Origin of the sequence: Clostridium sp. BNL1100, from assembly GCF_000244875.1 — a bacterium.
GTDB lineage: Bacteria > Bacillota > Clostridia > Acetivibrionales > DSM-1351 > Ruminiclostridium.
In genome coordinates, this window is record NC_016791.1 from 3,213,666 (window position 1) to 3,233,646 (window position 19,981).

Genomic DNA, 19,981 nt, shown 5'->3' on the forward strand with positions numbered 1-19,981 from the left:
GAATTATTAGCCATACAATTTACAAACTTATTTATTTCAACCCATAATTACCTGGACAGCATTTACGGCCTCCATATAATCCAGCGGGATAAGGCAGCTGTTCAATATGGTTTTACCGTTTATGCTAATTTTTTTTACACCTTTTTCTACACCACCGGGATTTTGTACAATAATATTCAGTTTCTTTCCTCTGAAATGTCTTACCATACTGAATTCTTTCCATTCCGATGGAATGCATGGATCAATAATTAATCCGTTGTAGTCAGCTTTAACTCCCAAAATTCCTTCAACTACGGCAGTCATTATAGATGAAGCGGAACCTGTCAACCAGTGTCCATGAGATCTGCCGTGGTTCGGGCTTTCCAGTCCGTCAACAAACTGACTGTAAACATATGGCTCTGTATTGCGTAAATCAGCCGAGTCGTTTTGAGCTGCCGGATTAGTACTGTTATAGTAATCCCATGCACGGTTTCCGTGACCCATCATAGCTTCTGCCTGGATAATCCACGCTTCCGCCATTAAAAATATGCTGGCATTTTCCTTTATTCCGGGTGGATATAAGCTCATAAGGAATATTGGCGGTCCAACCGTCTTTGTTGCTGGATAGAAAAGCATTGCACCGTATTTGGTTTTGAGGATATTGTGTACTTTGTCTAATGCTTCTTCGGCCTGGTCATGTGTCGCAACACCGCTAATAACTGACCAGGTTTGTGGATTCAGCCACAAAGCAGCTTCCTTACTTTTAGATGAACCAATTACCTGGTTGTCCCCTGTAAAGGCTCTTATAAACTGGCCGTCCTCCCAACAATACTTCTGTAGACTGTCATATAGTTTTTCTCTGTTCTTTTCCGCCCAATCCGCATCCTCGCAGTTCCCCTTACTCAGTGCAATTTTTTTGAATTCACATATTGCCAGATAAAGCTGAAAGGAGGCAAAAACAGATTCTCCCTTCTCTCCAAGCCTCAGACAGTCGTTCCAGTCTGTATCAATGCCCAGTACCAGATTATGCTGACCCAATCTTTCAAGGCTAAACTCTAGTGCCTTTTTTAGATGCCCGTAAACAGTATCTTCGCCTTTGTCGGAGTAGGGAATAATCTTGTCGACAAAATCAAGCTCACCGCTTTCCTTTATGTATTGGGGAACAGCTTGAAACAGCCAAAGTGCATCATCACAGCGATATTCCTTATAGCCCGTCTTATCCTGATACTCTGAAGAACCCGGAACCGGTTCGGCCCCGGGCTTATGGTCAAACCTGACAAGAGGAAGAGCTCCTCCGTTTGATACCTGCCCCGACAACATTGTAACCAATCTTTCACCTGCAAGCTTACTGTCAAGATGCATAATGCTCTGAATATCTGCCATTGTATCCCTGTAACCAAAGCCATTTCTCAGGCTTGAGTAAATAAGGGAAGCTGTCCTGGACCAGAAGGTATTCACAAAGCATTCATAGCTGTGCCATACATTCATCATATTGTTAAAGGCGGAATCAGGCGTTTTTACCTGAAATACTTCCAGCTTACCATGCCAATAAGCCTTTAACTGTGCCAGTTCTTCTTCAACCACTCCTCCGACATTGTAATGCTTTACCTTCATTTCAGCCGTCTCTTCATTACCCTCCCCAAGAATAAAAACGATTTCCTTCTCGCTACCGGGTAATAAATCCAAATCTATTTGAAGAGAACCGCAGGAGTTCCCGGTATAATTTAACGAGTTACTGCAGTATCCATTGGTCAATGCCAAAGGATTACTGTACGACCCGTAGAATCCTACAAATTTTTCTCTTGAACCATCATATCCTGAAACCTTTACTCCGCCGCTGGTGGCAAAGAACCGAAAAACCCTTTCCTCAGCCAGTTCTTTTAGTGATTGTAGTATGTAGTTGTCCTTAAAATATGTACGGCTTAGAAACCGGGTGTACTGGATATTCTCCATATCCAGCATGGAATTATTATCACTTGTAAACTCTGCATAGCTGAAAACAGATATTTTCCGTCTTTTTGTATCATTGTTCCTTATTTTAAAATGCCAGACCTCGTGGTTTTGACCCAACGGAACATAGTAAAGCGTCTCGGAAGAAATTTTGGCATAGTCTGAAGAAATAATCGTATAAGCTGTACCGTGCCGACAAACTGATTTATAGTTACTCAAGTCCTTACCTGTCGGCTGCCAGGAAGCTGACCAGTAATCTCCCGAATCCTGATCCTTTATGTAAATAAACCTACCCGGCATATTCTGTGTAACTGCGTTGAACCGAAAACGTAAAATTCGCCCCTCGGAGCCGGATTTCACGAAGCTGTATCCGGCTGCATTATTAGTTATTAAAGCCCCATATTCCATCGATCCTAAATAATTTGACCATGGAGTAGGTGTATCAGGTCTTGTGATAACATATTCCTTATTAAAATCATCAAAATAACCGTATTTCATAAACATCCTTTTACATTTTATATTATTTTTACCATTAATACGTATTATTTTATATTTATGTAAGAAATGTGTCAATTATTATAATATTTTAATATATTACATTTTTTATAAAATTGAATTGAAAAGAAGGGCAGATAAAAAACCCCCTACCGCATTTACATTATGCGATAGGAGGTATCTTTTTGAGGTTTTATTCCTATTCCACCGACTTCAGTGATTCTATCATGTCGATTGTCTGCAACTTGAAATAAGTTACTACTTGCATTACCACAGAGAATATTACCGTGAGCAATGCCGCAAGTATAAAGCTAAGCCATTTTATTTTTTTGAATAACACCATTGAGTTTTCTCCGATTACGTCAATTACCAAACCGTGGATATAAATTCCCAATATCAGACCCACCCCAATACTTATTAATGTAAGTATAAAGGCTTCACGGTAAATATAACCGTTTGTTTCTTCGTCAGTAAAACCCAGTACTTTTAGTGTTGCAATTTCACGGGTTCGCTCGCTTATATTGATGGATGTCAGGTTATAAAGAACGATAATCGCTAAAAGCGAGGCGACTACCACAATCAACAGAATTATACTGTTAAGGCTTTCGTTACTGTCAAGAACCTTCTTTATCAAGTCCCCGTTAAACACCACATTTAAGACCATGCCGCTGTCAATAAGCTTTTCTGCAAAAGCCTTTGCATCTGTTTTATGATTTGACACAATGGCGTTATAGGATGCAGCTTTACCAAAAATTTTATTGTACATTTGATTGTTCATATAAATATAATCCGCTGTATAGTTTTCTGCCACGCCACTAACGGTCAACTTATAAGAATTATTTTCAGCATCTTTTACGGTAATGGTATCGCCTTTTCCGGCATTATATGCCTCAGACAGTTTTTTCGTAATAATGACTCCGCTATCATTGAGGGTTAAATGATTCCCATCAGAAGGAGTTTTCAAGTTAAAATATTTATAAAAAACATCCTCATTAGCAGGTACTATTAAAAAAGCATCGTATGTTTTATTCTTGGATTCACATTTTAAGGCAGTCTGTTTAAGTAAAAGTGGCTCTTGTATTTGCTCCCTTGTTAAAAGATTTTCCAAGTCACCTTGTATATTTTTAATTTCATCTTTTAAAATAAACATATTATCATAACGAAAAATTTCACCATACTGTTTTTCCGCCACACCATTCATGCTGTCCCTCAGACCAAATCCTACAAGAAGGAGGGCCGTACACCCCGCTACTCCAACAATTGTCATAAAGGCTCTCTTTTTATACCTGAACATATTTCTCAAAGTTACCTTCCAGGTAAAGGACAAGCGGCTCCACAGTGGTTTGATTCTTTCCAGAACAATCGTTTTACCGTTTTTTGGGGGAGCCGGGCGCATTAATGCTGATGGCTTCTGCTTAAGCTCTTTGTTACATGAAATGACCGTTACTATACTCATAAGGGCAAAGGTAATAAGTAAAATTACCGAAAATGTTCCCATGCTGTATTTAATAACAAGTGGCGGCAGATTAAACCGGAATGTTGAGTAAATCAACGGAGGAATAATCCCGCAGCCTGTAAAAAATCCTACAACAGCTCCCAATACTGAAGCAGACAGTACGTAGAACAGGTATGTTGATATTATACTGCCATCTTTGTACCCCAGTGAGGTTAATGTACCCAACTCGCTTCTTTCTTCCTCTATCATTCTGACCATTGAGTTTGATGCCATCAGCATTACAATTAGTATGAAAAAGAATGGAAATAGTGCTGCAACCGAAGTAACCACGTCGATACCTGATTTTAATTCACTGTAACCCCCGGCCGCCTCTCTGCCAAATATATGCCATTTGGGTTTTTCAATATCAGATACGTCTTTTTGTGCATCTGTTATCTTTGCCTGTGCATCTGTTATTTCTGTATTAAATTTCTCTAGGTTTTTATTGTACTCTGCATACCCGTCCTTCAATTTCTTATCATTCTCGGCTAATTCAATTTTACCCTGTTCTATTTTTCTTTTAGCCTTAGCGATTTCGCTGTTGTAGGTACTGATACCTTTATCCAACTTTGCTTCCTGAGTGGTTAAGGTAGTTATTGATTCCTTTAGCTTTAGCAAGCCTTTTTGCATTTCGGAATATTGATTTATAGTGGCATTGAGTCGGATATATTCCTGACTTTCAACGGGAAGCTGGCTTAGCTGTGCTTTCATTGTCCCAATGGCGGAATTCAGCTCATTGATTTTAGTGTCTACTTCTTCTTTTTTTATTTTATTTTGATTAAGTGCATTATTTATATCCTTCCAACCCGTCGATATTTTTTCTTTTGCCGAAGCAAACTCTGCATTTTGCTTTTCGGTATTTTTTTTCAGTTTTGCCTCGTTGGCAATAAGTTCAGCTTTTCCTTTTTCCAGTTTCCCGGCATTTTCATCAAGGGTAGCTTTTGCATCTGCCAGCTTCTTTTCACCCTTTTCCTTTTCATCATTTAATTTCGTTTCATTTTTCCTTATTTCACTGTCAGCTTTCGTATAAATTTCCTGATATCTTGCATTTTCTCTGTCTGACTTTATTTTCAGAAGTTCGTCTTTTAGTTTTGAGCTTTCAGTATCATACTCTTTAGAATATGCTGCTGTTTTCCCCGTGCCTGCTGCAATAAGATATATTTCCGTATATGCATCAATAATAAAATTATCCTTGTTTATAAAAATAAATGACGACAGTTTTCCGTCACCTATAGTGGTGTTTCCGTAATCTTCAGCAAGATACAGCACCGATTGTACTGTGCCAGTAACGGTATATTCCTTGTTTTTTAGCTTTTTGCCCGTATCGCTTGTAATTTTTATTTTGTCCCCTGTTTTATAGGTTTTACTGTCTGCAATACACTCGTCATCTTTTTGAGGCATTCTGCCGTCCACAAGCTTCAAGTTATTAACCCCGGCTTCTATTGCGTGAACACGGATAGCTTTATCCTGTTCCAAAACATCCAGGGAATAGCTTGGTATGACTGCATTTACATTTTTAAGTTTCTTAATTGCACTAACATCTTGATCAGTCAAACCTAATGTACTGACTACTTTAAAGTCCAAAAGATTGTTTTCTTTATAATATTTATCCGCTATGTCTGTAATATCAGGTGTGGTGGCTTGTATTCCGGCAAAAAAGCCAACACCTATCATGACTATAATAAAAAGGGATATATACCTTCCAAAGGATTTCTTTATTTTTTTAAGAGTGTTTTTATACAGCAAATTAATCACCACACAATCTCTGCGGCTTTTTTAGGATTTTTGTTTCTAACAACATCCACCACCGTGCCGTTTTTTATTTTTATTATCTTATCTGCAATATCTGCAATAACTGCATTGTGAGTAATTAAAACTGTGGTCATACCCATTTCCTTACAAGTTTTTTGAAGAAGCTCAATAATCCGCTGACCTGTTACACTATCCAATGCACCTGTTGGTTCATCACACAAAAGCAGCTTTGGATTTTTTGCTATTGCTCTTGCTATAGCTACTCTCTGCTGCTCTCCCCCGGATAGCTGAGTTGGAAAACTGGACATACGTTCAGACAACCCCACCTGTTCCAAGACATTTTTAGGGTCAAGTGAAGCAGGGCATATCTGACAGGCAAGTTCAACATTTTCAAGTGCAGTCAGATTCCCTACAAGATTATAAAACTGAAATACAAATCCTATATCTCTACGCCTGTAACTTACAAGCTTTTTTTTATTGTATTTGTGTATTTCATTACCATCGACTATAATTTTACCGCCGCTGGGACTGTCCATTCCCCCTAGAAGATTTAAGACTGTCGTTTTACCTGCTCCTGACGGCCCAAGTATGACAACCAGCTCACCTTTTTCTATTGAAAAGGTACAACCGTCAACCGCCGTAATCTTTACATCACCTACTGCATATTCTTTCTTAATATTTTCAAACTTTATAAGCGCCATTTGCTGCCTCCGATTTATTAAACACTGTGTTGACAATCTAACTTGAATATATTATATTAACAGTGTGAAACTAATACAACAATCAGAATTTTGATAAATGTAAGTTACCCGACAAATATTAAAAAAATGTTTAGAAAATAACAAATTTATTTTTTGGTACGGGAGGCACTTATGGAAATAAAAAATGCGGACAGGCGTGTAAAATATACCAAGATGGTGATTAAGGACAGCCTTGTTAAGTTTCTAAAAGAAAAGCCCATATCAAAAATCACAGTAAAAGAAATCTGTGAAGATGCAGATATTAACCGCGCTACTTTTTATGCACATTATACAGATCAGTATGATTTACTCCAACGAATTGAAAATGAAATTATTGACGATATTAATTTATACTTAAATGAATATAATTTCGAAGAAACTAATCTTATTGATATTAAATTAATTGAGAGGATTCTTGAATATATTGCGGAAAACGCAGAACTTTTTGACCTGTTGCTTAATCTAAATGGAGATATAAAATTTCAGCAAGAATTCATTAATATTATAGGGCAACAGCATTTCCTTCCTATCCTGGGAAGTAACGCAGTAAATAAAGAAGATGCAGAGTATCTATTTCACTTTTTAGCCTCCGGTGCTGTGGGTGTCATTCAAATGTGGCTTAAAAGCGGCATGAGAAAATCTGCCAGAGACATAGCAGAATTAATACTAAAAACCTCAAACAACGGCAGAACATCATTTATGCCGTCATAGATAAAGGGTCTACTACAAAACAAAATGTTTTGCGGCAGACCCTTTTATATATTACATATTAATAGTCATCGTCTTCTGTGCCTACTTCGTATACTGTGATTTCTTCAGTCTTTTTTATATCTCCACAAGTAATAGTGATTGTAGCAGTTCCGGCACCTACCGGACTGATAAGACAAATGCCCTCCTCATCAGGCTCACTCACGGTAACAACCTTTGTGTCTGATGAAGTAACAGTAATTGTTCCAGGTGCATGATAAGGGTCTTTTGATATATATAATCTAACCGGATCATCACCGACATACAATTCCGTTGCATCAAAGTCACATTCAAGGTCCTCCAATACAACTTCCTTTACAGTAATCTTACAAGTTCCAACCAGCTTGTTTTTATCGGGGGTAGCTGTATTTTCATATATTGTTACGGTTGTAGTTCCTACTTTTAAGCCTTTAAAATAAACGGATTTATTCTCACTATACAGGTCAACAATTCCTTCGTCTTCCGAAATAAACAGGTAATTAACATCTGACCTGTAATTATTCATAAGCTCAAAAGCCCAAATTGGGGAGCCTAAATCAACTGAGGCGTCTCCTGACATAGTTGCTTTTTTTACAGTAAACTTGATTGTACCAACAGTTCTGGTAATTTTATTATAGGTTTCTTTAACTGTTACGGAATATGTTCCGGGCGCTTTTGCTGTCAAACTGTGTTTAATGAAATACATTCCGTCAAATTGACTGAGACTTTCTTTCATAGCAAAATTTTTGTTATTGGAAACGTATGTATATGTTGCATCGTTGTTACGGTAAGAGAATTCTATGGGTTCATTTGGGGCACTTGTTCCCATAGGTACTACAGGCACGAAATCCTGAGATACGGTTGAATTTTTTACTGTAACAGTACAAGTACCAACCTTTGTTGTTTTGCCGCTTAATTTCTGATTACAAGTAATAGTAGCACTTCCTGCTTTTACTCCTGTCAAATATGCAGTAGTTCCACTAGCCTTTACTTTTACTATATTATTATTACTTGAGGTAAAGCTATAAGTTGCGTTTTTTACTGAATTTGATACCTTCAAAGTATACTTGTCATCCTTTGAATAGTAATCAAAACTACTAACAATACTTCCTGCTCCAATAGTCACTTTAGCTTGAATTGACGGCTTGGCAGCAGCTGCATTTGCTACATTTGTTGCTAAACCTGCGGGCAGAATCATGGTCATAACCAACAGCATACAAATAAAAATTCTTGCAATTCTGTTTCTTTTCAATTGGTACATAGGTTTAAACCTCCCAAAATTTTTTGTATTGCAATTTTATTGGAATATATTACCTCCCAATCTTCATTTTATTACAATTATATCATAATTCTGCTATTGTTTTTATATATTTAACCTATTTTCATCATTTTTTGGTGTTTTTTAATCACATCTTATGATGGTGTCATAAAAGTTAGTATAATCTTCTCTTTTACTGTCTAAAAAAGCGATTGCTTCACGGGGATGCTTATTTAGCATTCCTGTAAGCATATATGCTACATCAAACCCCCAATTGTTTTGCTTTTTTATTGCAGGTATATGCTTTTCAATACATTCGATAATCGGCCTTAAATTATATACGGGGTTCTTTAAAAAGCCCAAAATCAATTCTATAGGACAGTTTCCGGCTCCCCTGCCCAATCCTGCTATTGTCGCATCTATAAATTCAGCTCCATCGGTAATAGCTTCAATAGTATTGGAATATGCTAGCTGTTGGTTGTTATGACAATGTATACCTACTTTTTTTCCCTCTGATTTTGCATACTGCATATATTTTTTTACCAATTTATGTATGTCATTTGAGTAAAGCGAACCAAAGCTGTCAACTATGTAGATAACTTCTACTTCTGATTTTGATAACTGTTCCAGAGTATTATTCAATATACTTTCGGATAGCAGTGATACTGCCATAATATTGACAGTAGTTTCATACCCTTTATCATGAGCATCCTTAATCATATCAATAGCTGTCGGTATTTGATGAGCATAAGTTGCTACACGTATCATGTCAATTACACTATTCGTTTTCCTTAATATATCCGTGTGATAATCTGTTCGTTCGGCATCAGCCATCACAGAAATTTTCAATCCGGTATTGTTATCTCCTACGATTCGGCGTATATCGTTTTCATCACAAAACTTCCACCGGCCAAACTGATTACCGGTAAATATTTTTCTGTCTGCCTTGTAGCCTACTTCCATATAATCTATATGTGAATCAACACAGGTGTCATATACAGCTCTGACAAAACCATCCTCAAAATTAAAATTGTTAATCAGTCCGCCATCCCTTATGGTACAATCCAATATTTTTATGTTGTTGTCGTATGACATGATAATTTTCGCCCCTCTCTACTATCTTTAGTAAAATGATTTTTGAGTATATTGAATTTATCTATAACTTAAAATTATACATTAATATCTCACAAAAAACTATATATTGTATAATTATTTATTTGTATCCAGCCAAATTATGGTACAAATTTCATATTTCTTGTTTTTTCCGTCTGAAATTTATGAAAAACAGAACTAATGAAACCAGTAAAACTCCTAAGATAAATATAATTGAAATGTATGAACTGATTTCACTTCCATTCCAGTCCAGAACGATTCCAAAATCACGGGTATAACTCTCACGCACAGACATAGGAGCATTCTTAAAGCACAAATCAACCGATTCCTGCATAAGTAAACGTCTCAAAAGTGAAGCAACATGACCAAATGGCAGGCACTTTAATACACTTTGAATTGTTTCAGGCAATGCTCCCATTGGTACATAAAGGCCATTTATAAAACCGATTACTGTTCCTATTATCAGGCTTGCTGAGGAATATGCACTGTTTGTTGAAAAGAATGATACCAAAAATCCCATTAAGGCAGCATTCATCATAGCTGACAGGCAGATCAATCCAAGACATTTTAGAATCATTCCGATGCCGAATAAATACCCTGTTCCAAAATATATGTAAGCACCATAAACTACAAAGGATATAACACTTATGATAGTTCCAACTGTAAACGACGTTATTACACACGAAACCGGATATGTCATTGCTGAAAGCGGTGAGCTTTTAAAGTCCATAACGATTCTGTTCTCCCGGTCATTTACCATTGTTCCTAATGCACCCAGTGTACTTGTCACCGTAGTAATGGACAATAATCCTGCTAAAATCCAGCTATTTATAAGATAGGACAAATCATCCCTGTTTAATAGGCCGTTTGTTTGCTGGTTAACGGAATCCACCTGCATTTTTGCTAAAAACAAAATATATAATGCAATAACTATTAAAACTGACAGCATAGAAAAGAATACTGACGTTCTGTCTCTAAAGTATAGGCTCGAATTACGGTAAATTAGCTTTTTTAACATTTGGCTTCCTCCTGACCTTGTCCAATTACATTCAAGAACACATCATCCATATTACCATGTATCATTTCAAATGATGTAATGGAGCCTTTTAAATCAGCTAATATACTAATTGCGTTATCCGCAGAATCGATATTTATTGAAAGTATATTCTTTTTATTACTATAAACTATCTTTTTTTCATTTAGATAGTTTATAACATTTTCCTTAGGATCGTATATCTTGAGCAAATCACCAGTGTACTTCTCTTTCAATTGATTTGGAGTACCTTCAGCTATTATTTTGCCTTTGTTTATGATTGTAATTATATCTGCATTTGCTGCCTCTTCCATGTAGTGTGTTGTCAGAAAAACTGTCATTTCAAATTTCTTTTGCATTTCTCCGATTGTGTTCCAAATTGATGCCCTGGTTTTAGGGTCAAGGCCTGTTGTCGGTTCATCTAAAAACAGTATCTTGGGTCTATTTATTAGTGCACGAGCAATATCAGCCCTTCTTTTTTGGCCCCCGGAAAGCTTTCCATACCTGCGATCAAGAAAATCTTCACATTCCGTTATTTTTGTAGCCTCTTTGACTCTTTCCTTTAAATCAGAGCTGCTTAAGCCATAAAATGAGCCCCTGACAGATAAATTCTCTCTTACAGTAAGTAAATTATCTAAAACACTGTTTTGAAACACCACTCCGATATCTTTTCGAATTTTTTGGTCGTCCTTCCCCAGTTCCCATTCATTTATCACAACACTGCCGGAATTCTTGGTTATAAGTGTGGATAATATATCTATTGTTGTGGATTTACCTGCCCCGTTCGTACCCAGAAATGCAAACAAACTTCCTTTTTCAACTTCAAAGGATATGTTCTTTACAGCTTCAATGGAACCGTAGTTTTTTGTCAGATTATTTACTGTGATTATTTTCCCCATTAGCTAACACTACCCCTGTCCAGTCCACGGTCTTATGAAGTTTGTTATTAGTGAAGGTCCATAGACTTAAAATTAGAATTATTATGTAATATTTAGTAATATTTAATTATATAAACACTTTTTGTATATTGTAAAGATTTATTGTACTAGATTCAGAAATTAAATGTTTTTTGGGTGATGAATTCACTATTTGAATGAAAATTTGATTTTGCCCAGTGTTTTTTCATTTTTCCTTATTCCCAGTGTATATTTCTCCCCGTGTACCATCAAAATAAACCGGTTCGCTTATTCAGATACCATTTCCCGATTTATTTAGTTTTTCGCCTTTTAAGCTTTGACTCTACAGAGAATGCATCTGTTTTTGTGTAAAAGGCATGGGATGAGTTATAGAAATTAAATCTAACGTTATGTCAAATATTACATTTTTTATATTTATGCCATTTTACTATTAATTATTATTCTAGCGTGATAAGAATTTAGGCATAGGTATTGAACACCATCTTCCCTCACAGAATAGTATATAGAAGAGAGTTTACAAAAAGGATGTGTATTTTATGTACCCGGTATACCCGTACATAGGATTTGAAACAAAATGTGAAAAAGTTCCCGTAACCTTCCCTCCCCAACATCAAAATCGGCAGCCCGGAATTGAATATATAATGGACCCCAGGCCAATATATAACAATCCCGATTACCGTGGTTCAGAAAAGCTCTTAAACAAAGTAGCTATAATTACCGGTGGGGACAGCGGTATCGGAAGAGCTGCAGCCGTTGCCTTTGCAAAAGAAGGAGCTGATGTGGCAATAGTTTATCTGTATGAGCGTACTGATGCTTTAGAAACAAAAGCAGCCGTTGAGTCATTAGGCCGACGTTGCCTTAATATTGAAGGAGATATACGAAGAGAGGAATTTTGTAAAGAAGCTATTGAAAAAACAGTACGTTATTTTAATCGCCTTGACATACTTGTTAATAATGCAGGTGTTCAGTTTCCTCAAGAAAGCATATTAAATATATCAAAGGAGCAACTGGAAGATACTTTCAGAACCAATATTTTCTCCTTCTTTTACATGACGAAAGCAGCACTCCCTCATATGAAATGTGGGAGCTGTATCATTAACACCTCGTCTATTACTGCTTATGAGGGAGAAAAGACTTTAATCGACTATTCTTCTACTAAAGGTGCCATAGTTTCATTTACACGTTCCCTGTCAAAATCCCTTGTGGATAAGGGTATCAGAGTTAACGCCGTAGCTCCCGGGCCTGTGTGGACACCACTTATTCCCTCAAGTTTTTCCGCAGAAAGGGTTAAAACTTTTGGGGCCGACACTCCGATGAAGCGTGCCGCACAGCCTTTTGAGCTTGCTCCGGCTTATGTTTTCCTTGCTTCTGATGACTCTGCCTATGTTACAGGACAAACCATTCATGTGAATGGCGGAAAGATGGTTACTACTTAAAATAAAAAGTATAAGGCATGCTAATTTGAAGATAGTTTATCAGGAATTACTCAATGACCTTTATAGTTTTAGCCTTCCCCTGAACAGGATATGATTCCATTACAGGGCCTTCAAAAACCACTTCAACCTTCATGCCTTCCTTCAATTCTCTTGCAGATATTTTTGTACTTTTATCTATGCTAACTGTTGCTTTATCATGTATGGTGTCACTCTCAACCTTCCCTTCCACCAAAATACCTGTTACTTTTTTGTTATCATCCGTCAAAACCTTGGTAATTAGTCCCCGTATACCTATCTTTTCTTCATTTCTATTATTGGATGTTTTCGTGCAGCCCATCATATTTAGCATCAGTACGGTTGTAAGCACAATGATTAGTATTTTCTTCATATTGAGGACGCCTCCTTTGTTTATACTCTATTTGACGTAAGAGGCACTTACAAGTTCCAAGGTTGCGTAATCTCATTCAATAGAGATAATTACTTTTTTAAAACAGGTATCCATATTTCACTTTTAAAAGTAGGTGAAGTTACATCTTTATGCTGGTTCCACAGAATTTCCGGCCCTTCTGCCTGTTCATAGTTTGAGGCTGGGAACCATTCCGAATAAATTCGTCCCCAAACATTTTGTAAGGCATCCGGAAATGCTCCAACTGCTTCGAATACAGCCCATGTGGAAGCTTTAACCTCAAGCTTTGCCAAGTTATCCGGACATTCCTTTGTTGTAGCAGCACCGATATAATGATCAAGTTCACCCTTTTCTTCCATTCTACCTTCCGAAAAGTTTGCAGATGCACTAATAAGTCCCAAGGGCTCAACATTAGATAGCTCTTTAAGTTTAGTAATAATTTCTTCGTTCAGACTTTTCCACATAGAGGCAATCTCAGGATTCACTCCACTAAAAACGATTGGTACCCTTTTTTTAATGCCTATAACGTAAAATGCCTCTTTTTCTTCAATTCGATAGTTCATTTCATTTCCCCCTTTAATTGATAATTGGAAGGTCATTCTTGGATAGGCTTTTAAGGATTGACCATTATGTCTTGCTTCTGATGGTGTTATTCCATGCAAGCCTTGAAACGCTCTCGTAAAAGAATCAGGTGAGCCGTATCCATATTTAACCGCCAAATCGATAATCCTGATGTTGCTGTTGTTAAGTTCAAAGGCTGCAACTGTAAGGCGTCTGCGGCGGATATATTCCGATAGCGTAATGCCGGATAAGAAAGAAAACATTCTTTGAAAATGGTATTCCGAGCAAAAGGCCAATCTCGCAACTTCCTTAAGGTCAAAATCATTATCAAGATTTTCTTCAATATAGTTCAATGCGTCATTCATTCTCTTTAACGAATCCATTTGTGACCTCCTTTCATCAAATAGGATAGCAAAATTCGAATAAACCTATCCGACATTCCCCGTACAATTTATGTAGGGTTTTCTCGAAGATACAAGCAACATCATTGGTCTTCGAAGTTCATCCGTCATTTCTGGTATAGCGTTGAGTAAATCTTCTGCAGGTTCTGGTTCAACAATTCCTGTTATTTGAAATCCTGCTTTTATGAGATTGTTTAAGTATGTCGTTAATGTTTTATGGTACTTTACAACTTCCTCACCCAAAAATATTGCCTTACGAACACCTTCGTTAAAGTATTGGTCAACCGGCCAGTGTAGGCGGTTTCCACTGTTATCATAATACCAATCCTGTGGCCCTTGTGCAGTAAAAATCGGATGTTCCACTGAGAATACAAAGTCTCCGCCATTTAAAAGGCATTTACTTACTTTACATAAAATACTTTCAAAGGACTGAATATAATGAAAAGTCAAAGAACTGATTACTATATCAAAAGAATCAGCGGGAAAATCAAAATCCTCAATTGGCATGCATATATACTCAATATTTTCATACTTTGTTTTTTCCCTTGCTTCATTTATCATCTTTTGTGATATATCAATTCCCACAACTGACTTTGCACCATTCTCTACGGCATATCGACAATGCCATCCAAAACCACAGCCCAAATCTAAGACTCTCTTACCCTGAAAATCAGGCAGCAGCTTTTTTAGTTGGTGCCACTCTCCTGCACCTTCAAGTCCATTCTTTGAACGATCCATATTGCTGTATTTTTCAAAAAAAGCGTTATCATCGTATTTATTTTGTTTCATTTTGCTCCCCCATAACTATAGATTTAAGCTTATTAAGATCATCACTGCAAAGATTAGGAATATTTTCTGTTATCTTCTCGATACTCCAATTCCACCACTTTATTTGTTGCAAATACTCTATGACTTCATCGTTGAACCTCATTTTTATAATCTTAGCCGGATTCCCTCCCACAATACTATAAGGCGGTATATCCTTTGTAACTACTGATTTTGCCGCTATTATGGCACCATCTCCGATTTTTATTCCAGGCATAATAATCGATTCATACCCAATCCATACATCGTTTCCAATTACTGTATCACCTTTATAGGGCAAATCCTTTAATTCAGGAATTCCTGCTTCCCAACCATTTTGGAAGATACCGAAAGGATAGGTTGTAAAAGCCTTCATTTTATGATTTGCACCATTCATTACAAACTTTACATCCGATGCGATAGCACAGAACTTCCCAATGATGAGCTTGTCTCCCAAGAAATCATAGTGATACAATACATTTTTCTCGAATTTTTCAGGGTTGTTGTCGTTATCATCGTAGTAGGTGTATTCGCCTACTATAATATTCGGATTCTTTATTATATTCTTCAGAAAAGCAATTCTAGTGAATCCCTCCTTAGGATAGACAGTATCCGGGTTCGGTCCATATTTCTTTTCTTCCTGCATTAGAATTATCCCCTCCCATTAAAAAATCTCCCTATTTAATTTATGAGACATAATAATATTATTCTATGATAATATAGAAAGTAATCTTTCACAACTCGACCTATGATATACTTTAGAAATGGAAACTATATAAAAGGAGGGCTGTATGAATATTCAAACCTTAAAAGATAAGCTTAATTCCAAAGAATATGATTTTTTAAAAAAAGACCTTCATCTGGGAGATAATATATTAATTCTCACAACCGGAGGGTCTATTGCCTACGGAACCAATGTAGCTACCAGCGATATTGACATCAGGGGCGTTACTCTGGAAAACAAGCAGGATATTATGGGCTTATCCAGTTTTGAGCAATTTGAGGACAAACCAACAGATACGGTTATATACGGTCTCAAAAAATTCATCTCTCTTTGTGTAAATTGCAACCCAAATGTACTTGAGATTCTTGGAACAAAACAAGAACATCTCCTTGTTATTTCAAAAGAAGGGGAGTTGCTTAGAGACAATGTTGAATTATTTTTATCCAAAAGAGCTATTCAAAGTTTCGGCAGCTATGCCACAGCCCAGCTAAGAAGGCTGCAAAATGCTTTAGCAAGGGATAATTATCCTCACGCAGAAAAGGAACAGCATATCTTAAATAGCATTTTGGGGCAAATGGAACATATGCAAAGAACTTATAAAAGCTTTACTGACAGCGAAATAAGTTTATATATCGATAAATCTGACAGAGAAGATATGGATACGGAGATATTTATAGATGTAAATTTAAAGCATTATCCCCTACGGGACTTTAAAAATATTTATTCCGATATGAACAATATAGTTAAGGATTATTCCAAGCTGAATCACAGAAACAGCAAAAAGGATGAACTTCATCTGAACAAACATGCTATGCACCTGATACGCCTTCTTGTAACAGGTACAGAAATCCTCCAAGGAAAAGGTATTAATACGTACAGAGAAAAAGAAAGATCGTTTTTTCTTGATATACGCAGCGGAAAATATAGTTACAGTGAGATTTTTGAAATGGTTAATGATTATGAGCATGAATTTAAAATGGCAGCTGCAAATACTGGTCTTCCGGATAGACCTGATTATAAACGGATTGAAGATTTGATGATAGGTATTTATAGTAATGCTTTGCCATGATACCTATATGTTCTTGCTGTTATCTTTTAGATACCCAGTAAAAGAACATATAGATAATCGAAGGCAATTTACTTAATAAATCTATTCATTATTTTGGTATAATAGGAACCCATAGTTCATCTTTGGGGTTATGATCAGGTGCATAAAAACATTCAATGCATGGAAGATTAGCAAGTTCATAACCTGAAGTTGGAATCCATTCTGTATATAAGCGTTTCCATGCATCCACAGTATTCGGAAACACCACCCATGTACTCGGAGGAATTACAATAACTTCCATTCCTTCTTTAACCTCTCCATCATACCTTACTCCCATAAAGTAATCAAATTCTTCATCGTTTATGGTTGCTTGTTTTCCACAAATCCCTAATAGGCTTTCCAGTTTACATTTTGGATTTTCCCATGACATATCAATGAGTGTCTGAACAAATCCATCCTTTAAAGCTTCTTCCCAAAGAGCAGGAACCATTTCAAACCCTCTCCTTGTTTCAACAGTTTTCTTTCTACCAATGATTCTTAATTCAAATCCCAAATTCTCAATCCTATAATCCATCTCGGTTTCTCCTTTAATTGATATTTGAAAGGATATTCGAGGAAAGGCTTTTAATTGTATACCCTTTTCACGAGCATTTGACGGATTTATCCCATGTACCTTTTGAAAAGCCCGTGAAAACGAGTCCGCAGAGTCATAACCGTATTTAACTGCTACGTCAATGATGCGAATATCACTTTTTTGGATTTCGAATGCAGCAAGGGTTAACCTCCTTCGTCTAATATATTCTGACAGGGAAACATCTGTAATAGACGAAAACATCCTTGAAAAGTGATATTCTGAACAACAAGCTGCTTGAGATACCATGGTATAATCTATCTCGCTATCAAGATTATTTTCTATGTAATCCAATGCTCTGTTAATTCTCTTTAGCCAATCCATCTACTTGCTCCTTTCTATATCAATTTTATACAGGATAAAAAAACACTACCCGACATTTCTTGTACAAAGATGTCGGATATAGACAATAACTATTTTAACATAAAAAACCCCTTTAACTGAAAATATGTAGCTTCTAATACATATTTTCAGCTAAAAAGGGGGGACTAAACACATATCAAACTATTTTATTCCATACTGCTTTTGAATTGATTCAAACAAACTTGCATACTTGGAATCCTTTTTATAAAAAGCAGGTATAAAGCCCATTCCTGCCTCTACAGTTACTGTTCCACCCTGATACTCCTTACCCGTCCAAAGGTGAACCCACTGGTCGCTGGGAAGATAAACCTCCCACTCCTGTACATCAGGCAAATATACAGGTGCAATCAACATATCTTCACCAAACAAATATTCCGTTTGAATATCATAGGTTTTTTCATCATTTTCATAGTGTAAAAACAGTGGCCTTTGTACTGGGAGTCCAGAAGCTGCATTAATAGTTACAAGGCTCTTTGTATACGGTGCCAGCGCAGTATAGATTTCCGTCAGTCTTGCAAACTGCTCCAGAGTATCTGCATCATCATAATACTGGAAGTTTTCCTCCGGTCTGTTTCCTTCATGAGTTCTCATTACAGGAGTAAATACAGCCATTTCGGCCCATCTCAGGAATACTTCCTTTGTCCTGCAGTTATTAAACAGGGAGGTATATCCACCGATATCACTATGATGCAGACCACATCCGCTCATTGCAGCACTGAGTGCCCCGCAAATTACAGTAACCAGACCATCGTGCATTGAGAAATCCACACTTTGATCACCTGCCCACAGCAAAGTACAGTATTTTTGGGTACCAGCCCCGCCTGCTCTCATAAAGTATACAATCTCGCCCAGCTTTCCTGTTTCTACAAGGGCTTCATAATTGCATTTAGCCCAAAGAACCGGCCAGTGGTTGTGTTCTATCATCGCCGGAGCTCCACTGTATAACTGCAAATCAGTAGGGAGGTATTCTCCGAAATCAGCCATCCAGCCATCTATGCCAAATTCAATGAGATACTTTTTAATTAGCTCTTTAAACCATTCATAAGCTTCGGGATTGGTGAAATCTACGACGCCGCAATCAAACTCTCCAAAATCCACTAGATAATCATTTCCATCAAGGGACTTGGCAAAATACCCCTTTTCCTTACCTTCCTTATATAAATCTCCTTCTTTTACAAGGTACGGGTTGTTATAAGCAAGGAATCTGATATTTTTTGCTTTATATTCCTTAATTTTTTCAGGCAAACCCGGATACATTTCCTGATTCCACTTCCAGTTCCAGTTAAGACGCTTACCAAATGAAGTGACTCTCTTGCCTGCCCAATCCTGACACCAGACCCCTGAGACTTTGATTCCATTTCTCAGTGAACGGTCCACAAGTGCGAAAGAACGTTCTGTCCCACCCTGAAGTCCCAGGATTGCTCCATTGTATATCCAGTCAGGCAATTCTACCTGTCTACCAAGAAATCCGGTCAACTTTTCAAGTAACTGAATATAGGTAGGTGCGGCTTCAATCCTAATCTGCTTTGGTACTTCCCATATCTGTAATTCATGAAAAGCTTTATTTTTAAAGTTAAAATCCGCATAGGAAGTTGAATCAACATGGAGGTAATAGTGTTTAGTTGACACGAAAGTAGGCTGAGGAAAGTTAGTATTGTAATAGTCTCCCCCGGCTTTATTTTCTACATCAGACCTCCAGGTTACATAGGTAGTTTTATCTCTGCCCACACCCGGCTCAGATGTCCAGAGTGGAAAATTTCTTCCTCTCAGATTAAAATAGGACATCTGCTCTCCACAGCCGTAACACTTCTCATTTTCATCGGCATCTATTCTAAACCAAAACCTGTTGATATTATCATCTTTTTTTTCAAAGTCCATCAAAAATGTATCGTTTTCGATTTTAATATAAGCTGTTAATTTATTATCAAAATTTAATGAATATTCATTGTTATTTTTTTGTATAGAAACACTCTTTAAAGGGTACCTTTCAATTACATAATCCCTTATATCAAAGTTTCCTCTATACATGTCAACGGTTTCATTACCATACCCTATATAAATAGAAGGATTTTCTGCCGTATGATGAATAATACACTTATTCTGATATAATAGCTTAAACCCATCATTTAGTTTAACTAGTTCCATATTT

At 36.9% G+C, this 19,981-nt stretch carries 16 protein-coding genes; 3 read left to right on the forward strand and 13 right to left on the reverse strand.

Annotation, left to right across the window (positions count from 1 at the left end; genetic code table 11):
- Window positions 1-36: 36 nt before the first annotated feature.
- The 3 genes from CLO1100_RS13525 to CLO1100_RS13535 form a co-directional block, all read right to left on the reverse strand.
- Window positions 37-2,427, reverse strand: coding sequence for a N,N'-diacetylchitobiose phosphorylase (locus CLO1100_RS13525; protein ID WP_014314318.1), 2,391 nt, complete (start codon window positions 2,425-2,427; stop codon window positions 37-39).
- A gap of 196 nt (window positions 2,428-2,623) precedes the next feature.
- Window positions 2,624-5,677, reverse strand: coding sequence for an ABC transporter permease (locus tag CLO1100_RS13530; protein ID WP_014314319.1), 3,054 nt, complete (start codon window positions 5,675-5,677; stop codon window positions 2,624-2,626).
- Complete coding sequence (locus CLO1100_RS13535) at window positions 5,671-6,372, reverse strand: ABC transporter ATP-binding protein (protein ID WP_014314320.1); 702 nt, start codon at window positions 6,370-6,372, stop codon at window positions 5,671-5,673. Before CLO1100_RS13535 ends, CLO1100_RS13530 begins: the two co-directional genes overlap by 7 nt.
- A 171-nt stretch (window positions 6,373-6,543) precedes the next feature.
- Here CLO1100_RS13535 and CLO1100_RS13540 point away from each other — a divergent pair, with 171 nt between their 5' ends.
- Window positions 6,544-7,122 (forward strand): TetR-like C-terminal domain-containing protein, encoded by a 579-nt coding sequence (locus CLO1100_RS13540; protein WP_014314321.1) that lies wholly within the window; start codon window positions 6,544-6,546, stop codon window positions 7,120-7,122.
- Between the two features lie 58 nt (window positions 7,123-7,180).
- Here CLO1100_RS13540 and CLO1100_RS13545 read toward each other — a convergent pair whose 3' ends face one another.
- The 4 genes from CLO1100_RS13545 to CLO1100_RS13560 form a co-directional block, all read right to left on the reverse strand.
- Window positions 7,181-8,398: a hypothetical protein gene (locus CLO1100_RS13545; protein WP_014314322.1), complete on the reverse strand. Its 1,218-nt coding sequence runs from the start codon at window positions 8,396-8,398 to the stop codon at window positions 7,181-7,183.
- A gap of 141 nt (window positions 8,399-8,539) precedes the next feature.
- The gene (locus CLO1100_RS13550; protein WP_014314323.1) at window positions 8,540-9,490 is read right to left on the reverse strand and encodes an aldolase catalytic domain-containing protein; all 951 of its coding nucleotides are present in this window, start codon (window positions 9,488-9,490) and stop codon (window positions 8,540-8,542) included.
- 151 nt (window positions 9,491-9,641) lie between these two features.
- A complete protein-coding gene (locus CLO1100_RS13555) occupies window positions 9,642-10,526 on the reverse strand; it encodes an ABC transporter permease (RefSeq protein ID WP_014314324.1) in 885 nt (294 codons plus the stop codon).
- A complete protein-coding gene (locus tag CLO1100_RS13560; RefSeq protein ID WP_014314325.1) occupies window positions 10,520-11,440 on the reverse strand; it encodes an ATP-binding cassette domain-containing protein in 921 nt (306 codons plus the stop codon). Before CLO1100_RS13560 ends, CLO1100_RS13555 begins: the two co-directional genes overlap by 7 nt.
- 554 nt (window positions 11,441-11,994) lie before the next feature.
- Between CLO1100_RS13560 and CLO1100_RS13565 the strand changes: the two genes are divergently transcribed.
- A complete protein-coding gene (locus CLO1100_RS13565) occupies window positions 11,995-12,894 on the forward strand; it encodes an SDR family oxidoreductase (protein ID WP_014314326.1) in 900 nt (299 codons plus the stop codon).
- A 46-nt stretch (window positions 12,895-12,940) separates the two neighbouring features.
- Here CLO1100_RS13565 and CLO1100_RS13570 read toward each other — a convergent pair whose 3' ends face one another.
- The 4 genes from CLO1100_RS13570 to CLO1100_RS13585 form a co-directional block, all read right to left on the reverse strand.
- A complete protein-coding gene (locus tag CLO1100_RS13570; protein ID WP_014314327.1) occupies window positions 12,941-13,282 on the reverse strand; it encodes a DUF3221 domain-containing protein in 342 nt (113 codons plus the stop codon).
- An 89-nt stretch (window positions 13,283-13,371) separates the two neighbouring features.
- The gene (locus CLO1100_RS13575) at window positions 13,372-14,244 is read right to left on the reverse strand and encodes an AraC family transcriptional regulator (RefSeq protein WP_014314328.1); all 873 of its coding nucleotides are present in this window, start codon (window positions 14,242-14,244) and stop codon (window positions 13,372-13,374) included.
- Between the two features lie 45 nt (window positions 14,245-14,289).
- A complete protein-coding gene (locus CLO1100_RS13580; protein WP_014314329.1) occupies window positions 14,290-15,051 on the reverse strand; it encodes a class I SAM-dependent methyltransferase in 762 nt (253 codons plus the stop codon).
- Window positions 15,038-15,712, reverse strand: a complete 675-nt coding sequence (locus CLO1100_RS13585; protein WP_014314330.1) for a Vat family streptogramin A O-acetyltransferase — start codon at window positions 15,710-15,712, stop codon at window positions 15,038-15,040. The genes CLO1100_RS13580 and CLO1100_RS13585 overlap by 14 nt, the downstream gene beginning before the upstream one ends.
- Window positions 15,713-15,857: 145 nt before the next feature.
- Here CLO1100_RS13585 and CLO1100_RS13590 point away from each other — a divergent pair, with 145 nt between their 5' ends.
- Window positions 15,858-16,859: a nucleotidyltransferase domain-containing protein gene (locus tag CLO1100_RS13590; RefSeq protein ID WP_014314331.1), complete on the forward strand. Its 1,002-nt coding sequence runs from the start codon at window positions 15,858-15,860 to the stop codon at window positions 16,857-16,859.
- A gap of 88 nt (window positions 16,860-16,947) precedes the next feature.
- On the opposite strand, the gene CLO1100_RS13595 is transcribed toward CLO1100_RS13590, so the two are convergent.
- Window positions 16,948-17,793, reverse strand: coding sequence for a helix-turn-helix domain-containing protein (locus tag CLO1100_RS13595; protein WP_014314332.1), 846 nt, complete (start codon window positions 17,791-17,793; stop codon window positions 16,948-16,950).
- A gap of 180 nt (window positions 17,794-17,973) precedes the next feature.
- Window positions 17,974-19,977: an alpha-glucosidase gene (locus tag CLO1100_RS13600; protein WP_014314333.1), complete on the reverse strand. Its 2,004-nt coding sequence runs from the start codon at window positions 19,975-19,977 to the stop codon at window positions 17,974-17,976.
- Window positions 19,978-19,981: the final 4 nt, after the last annotated feature.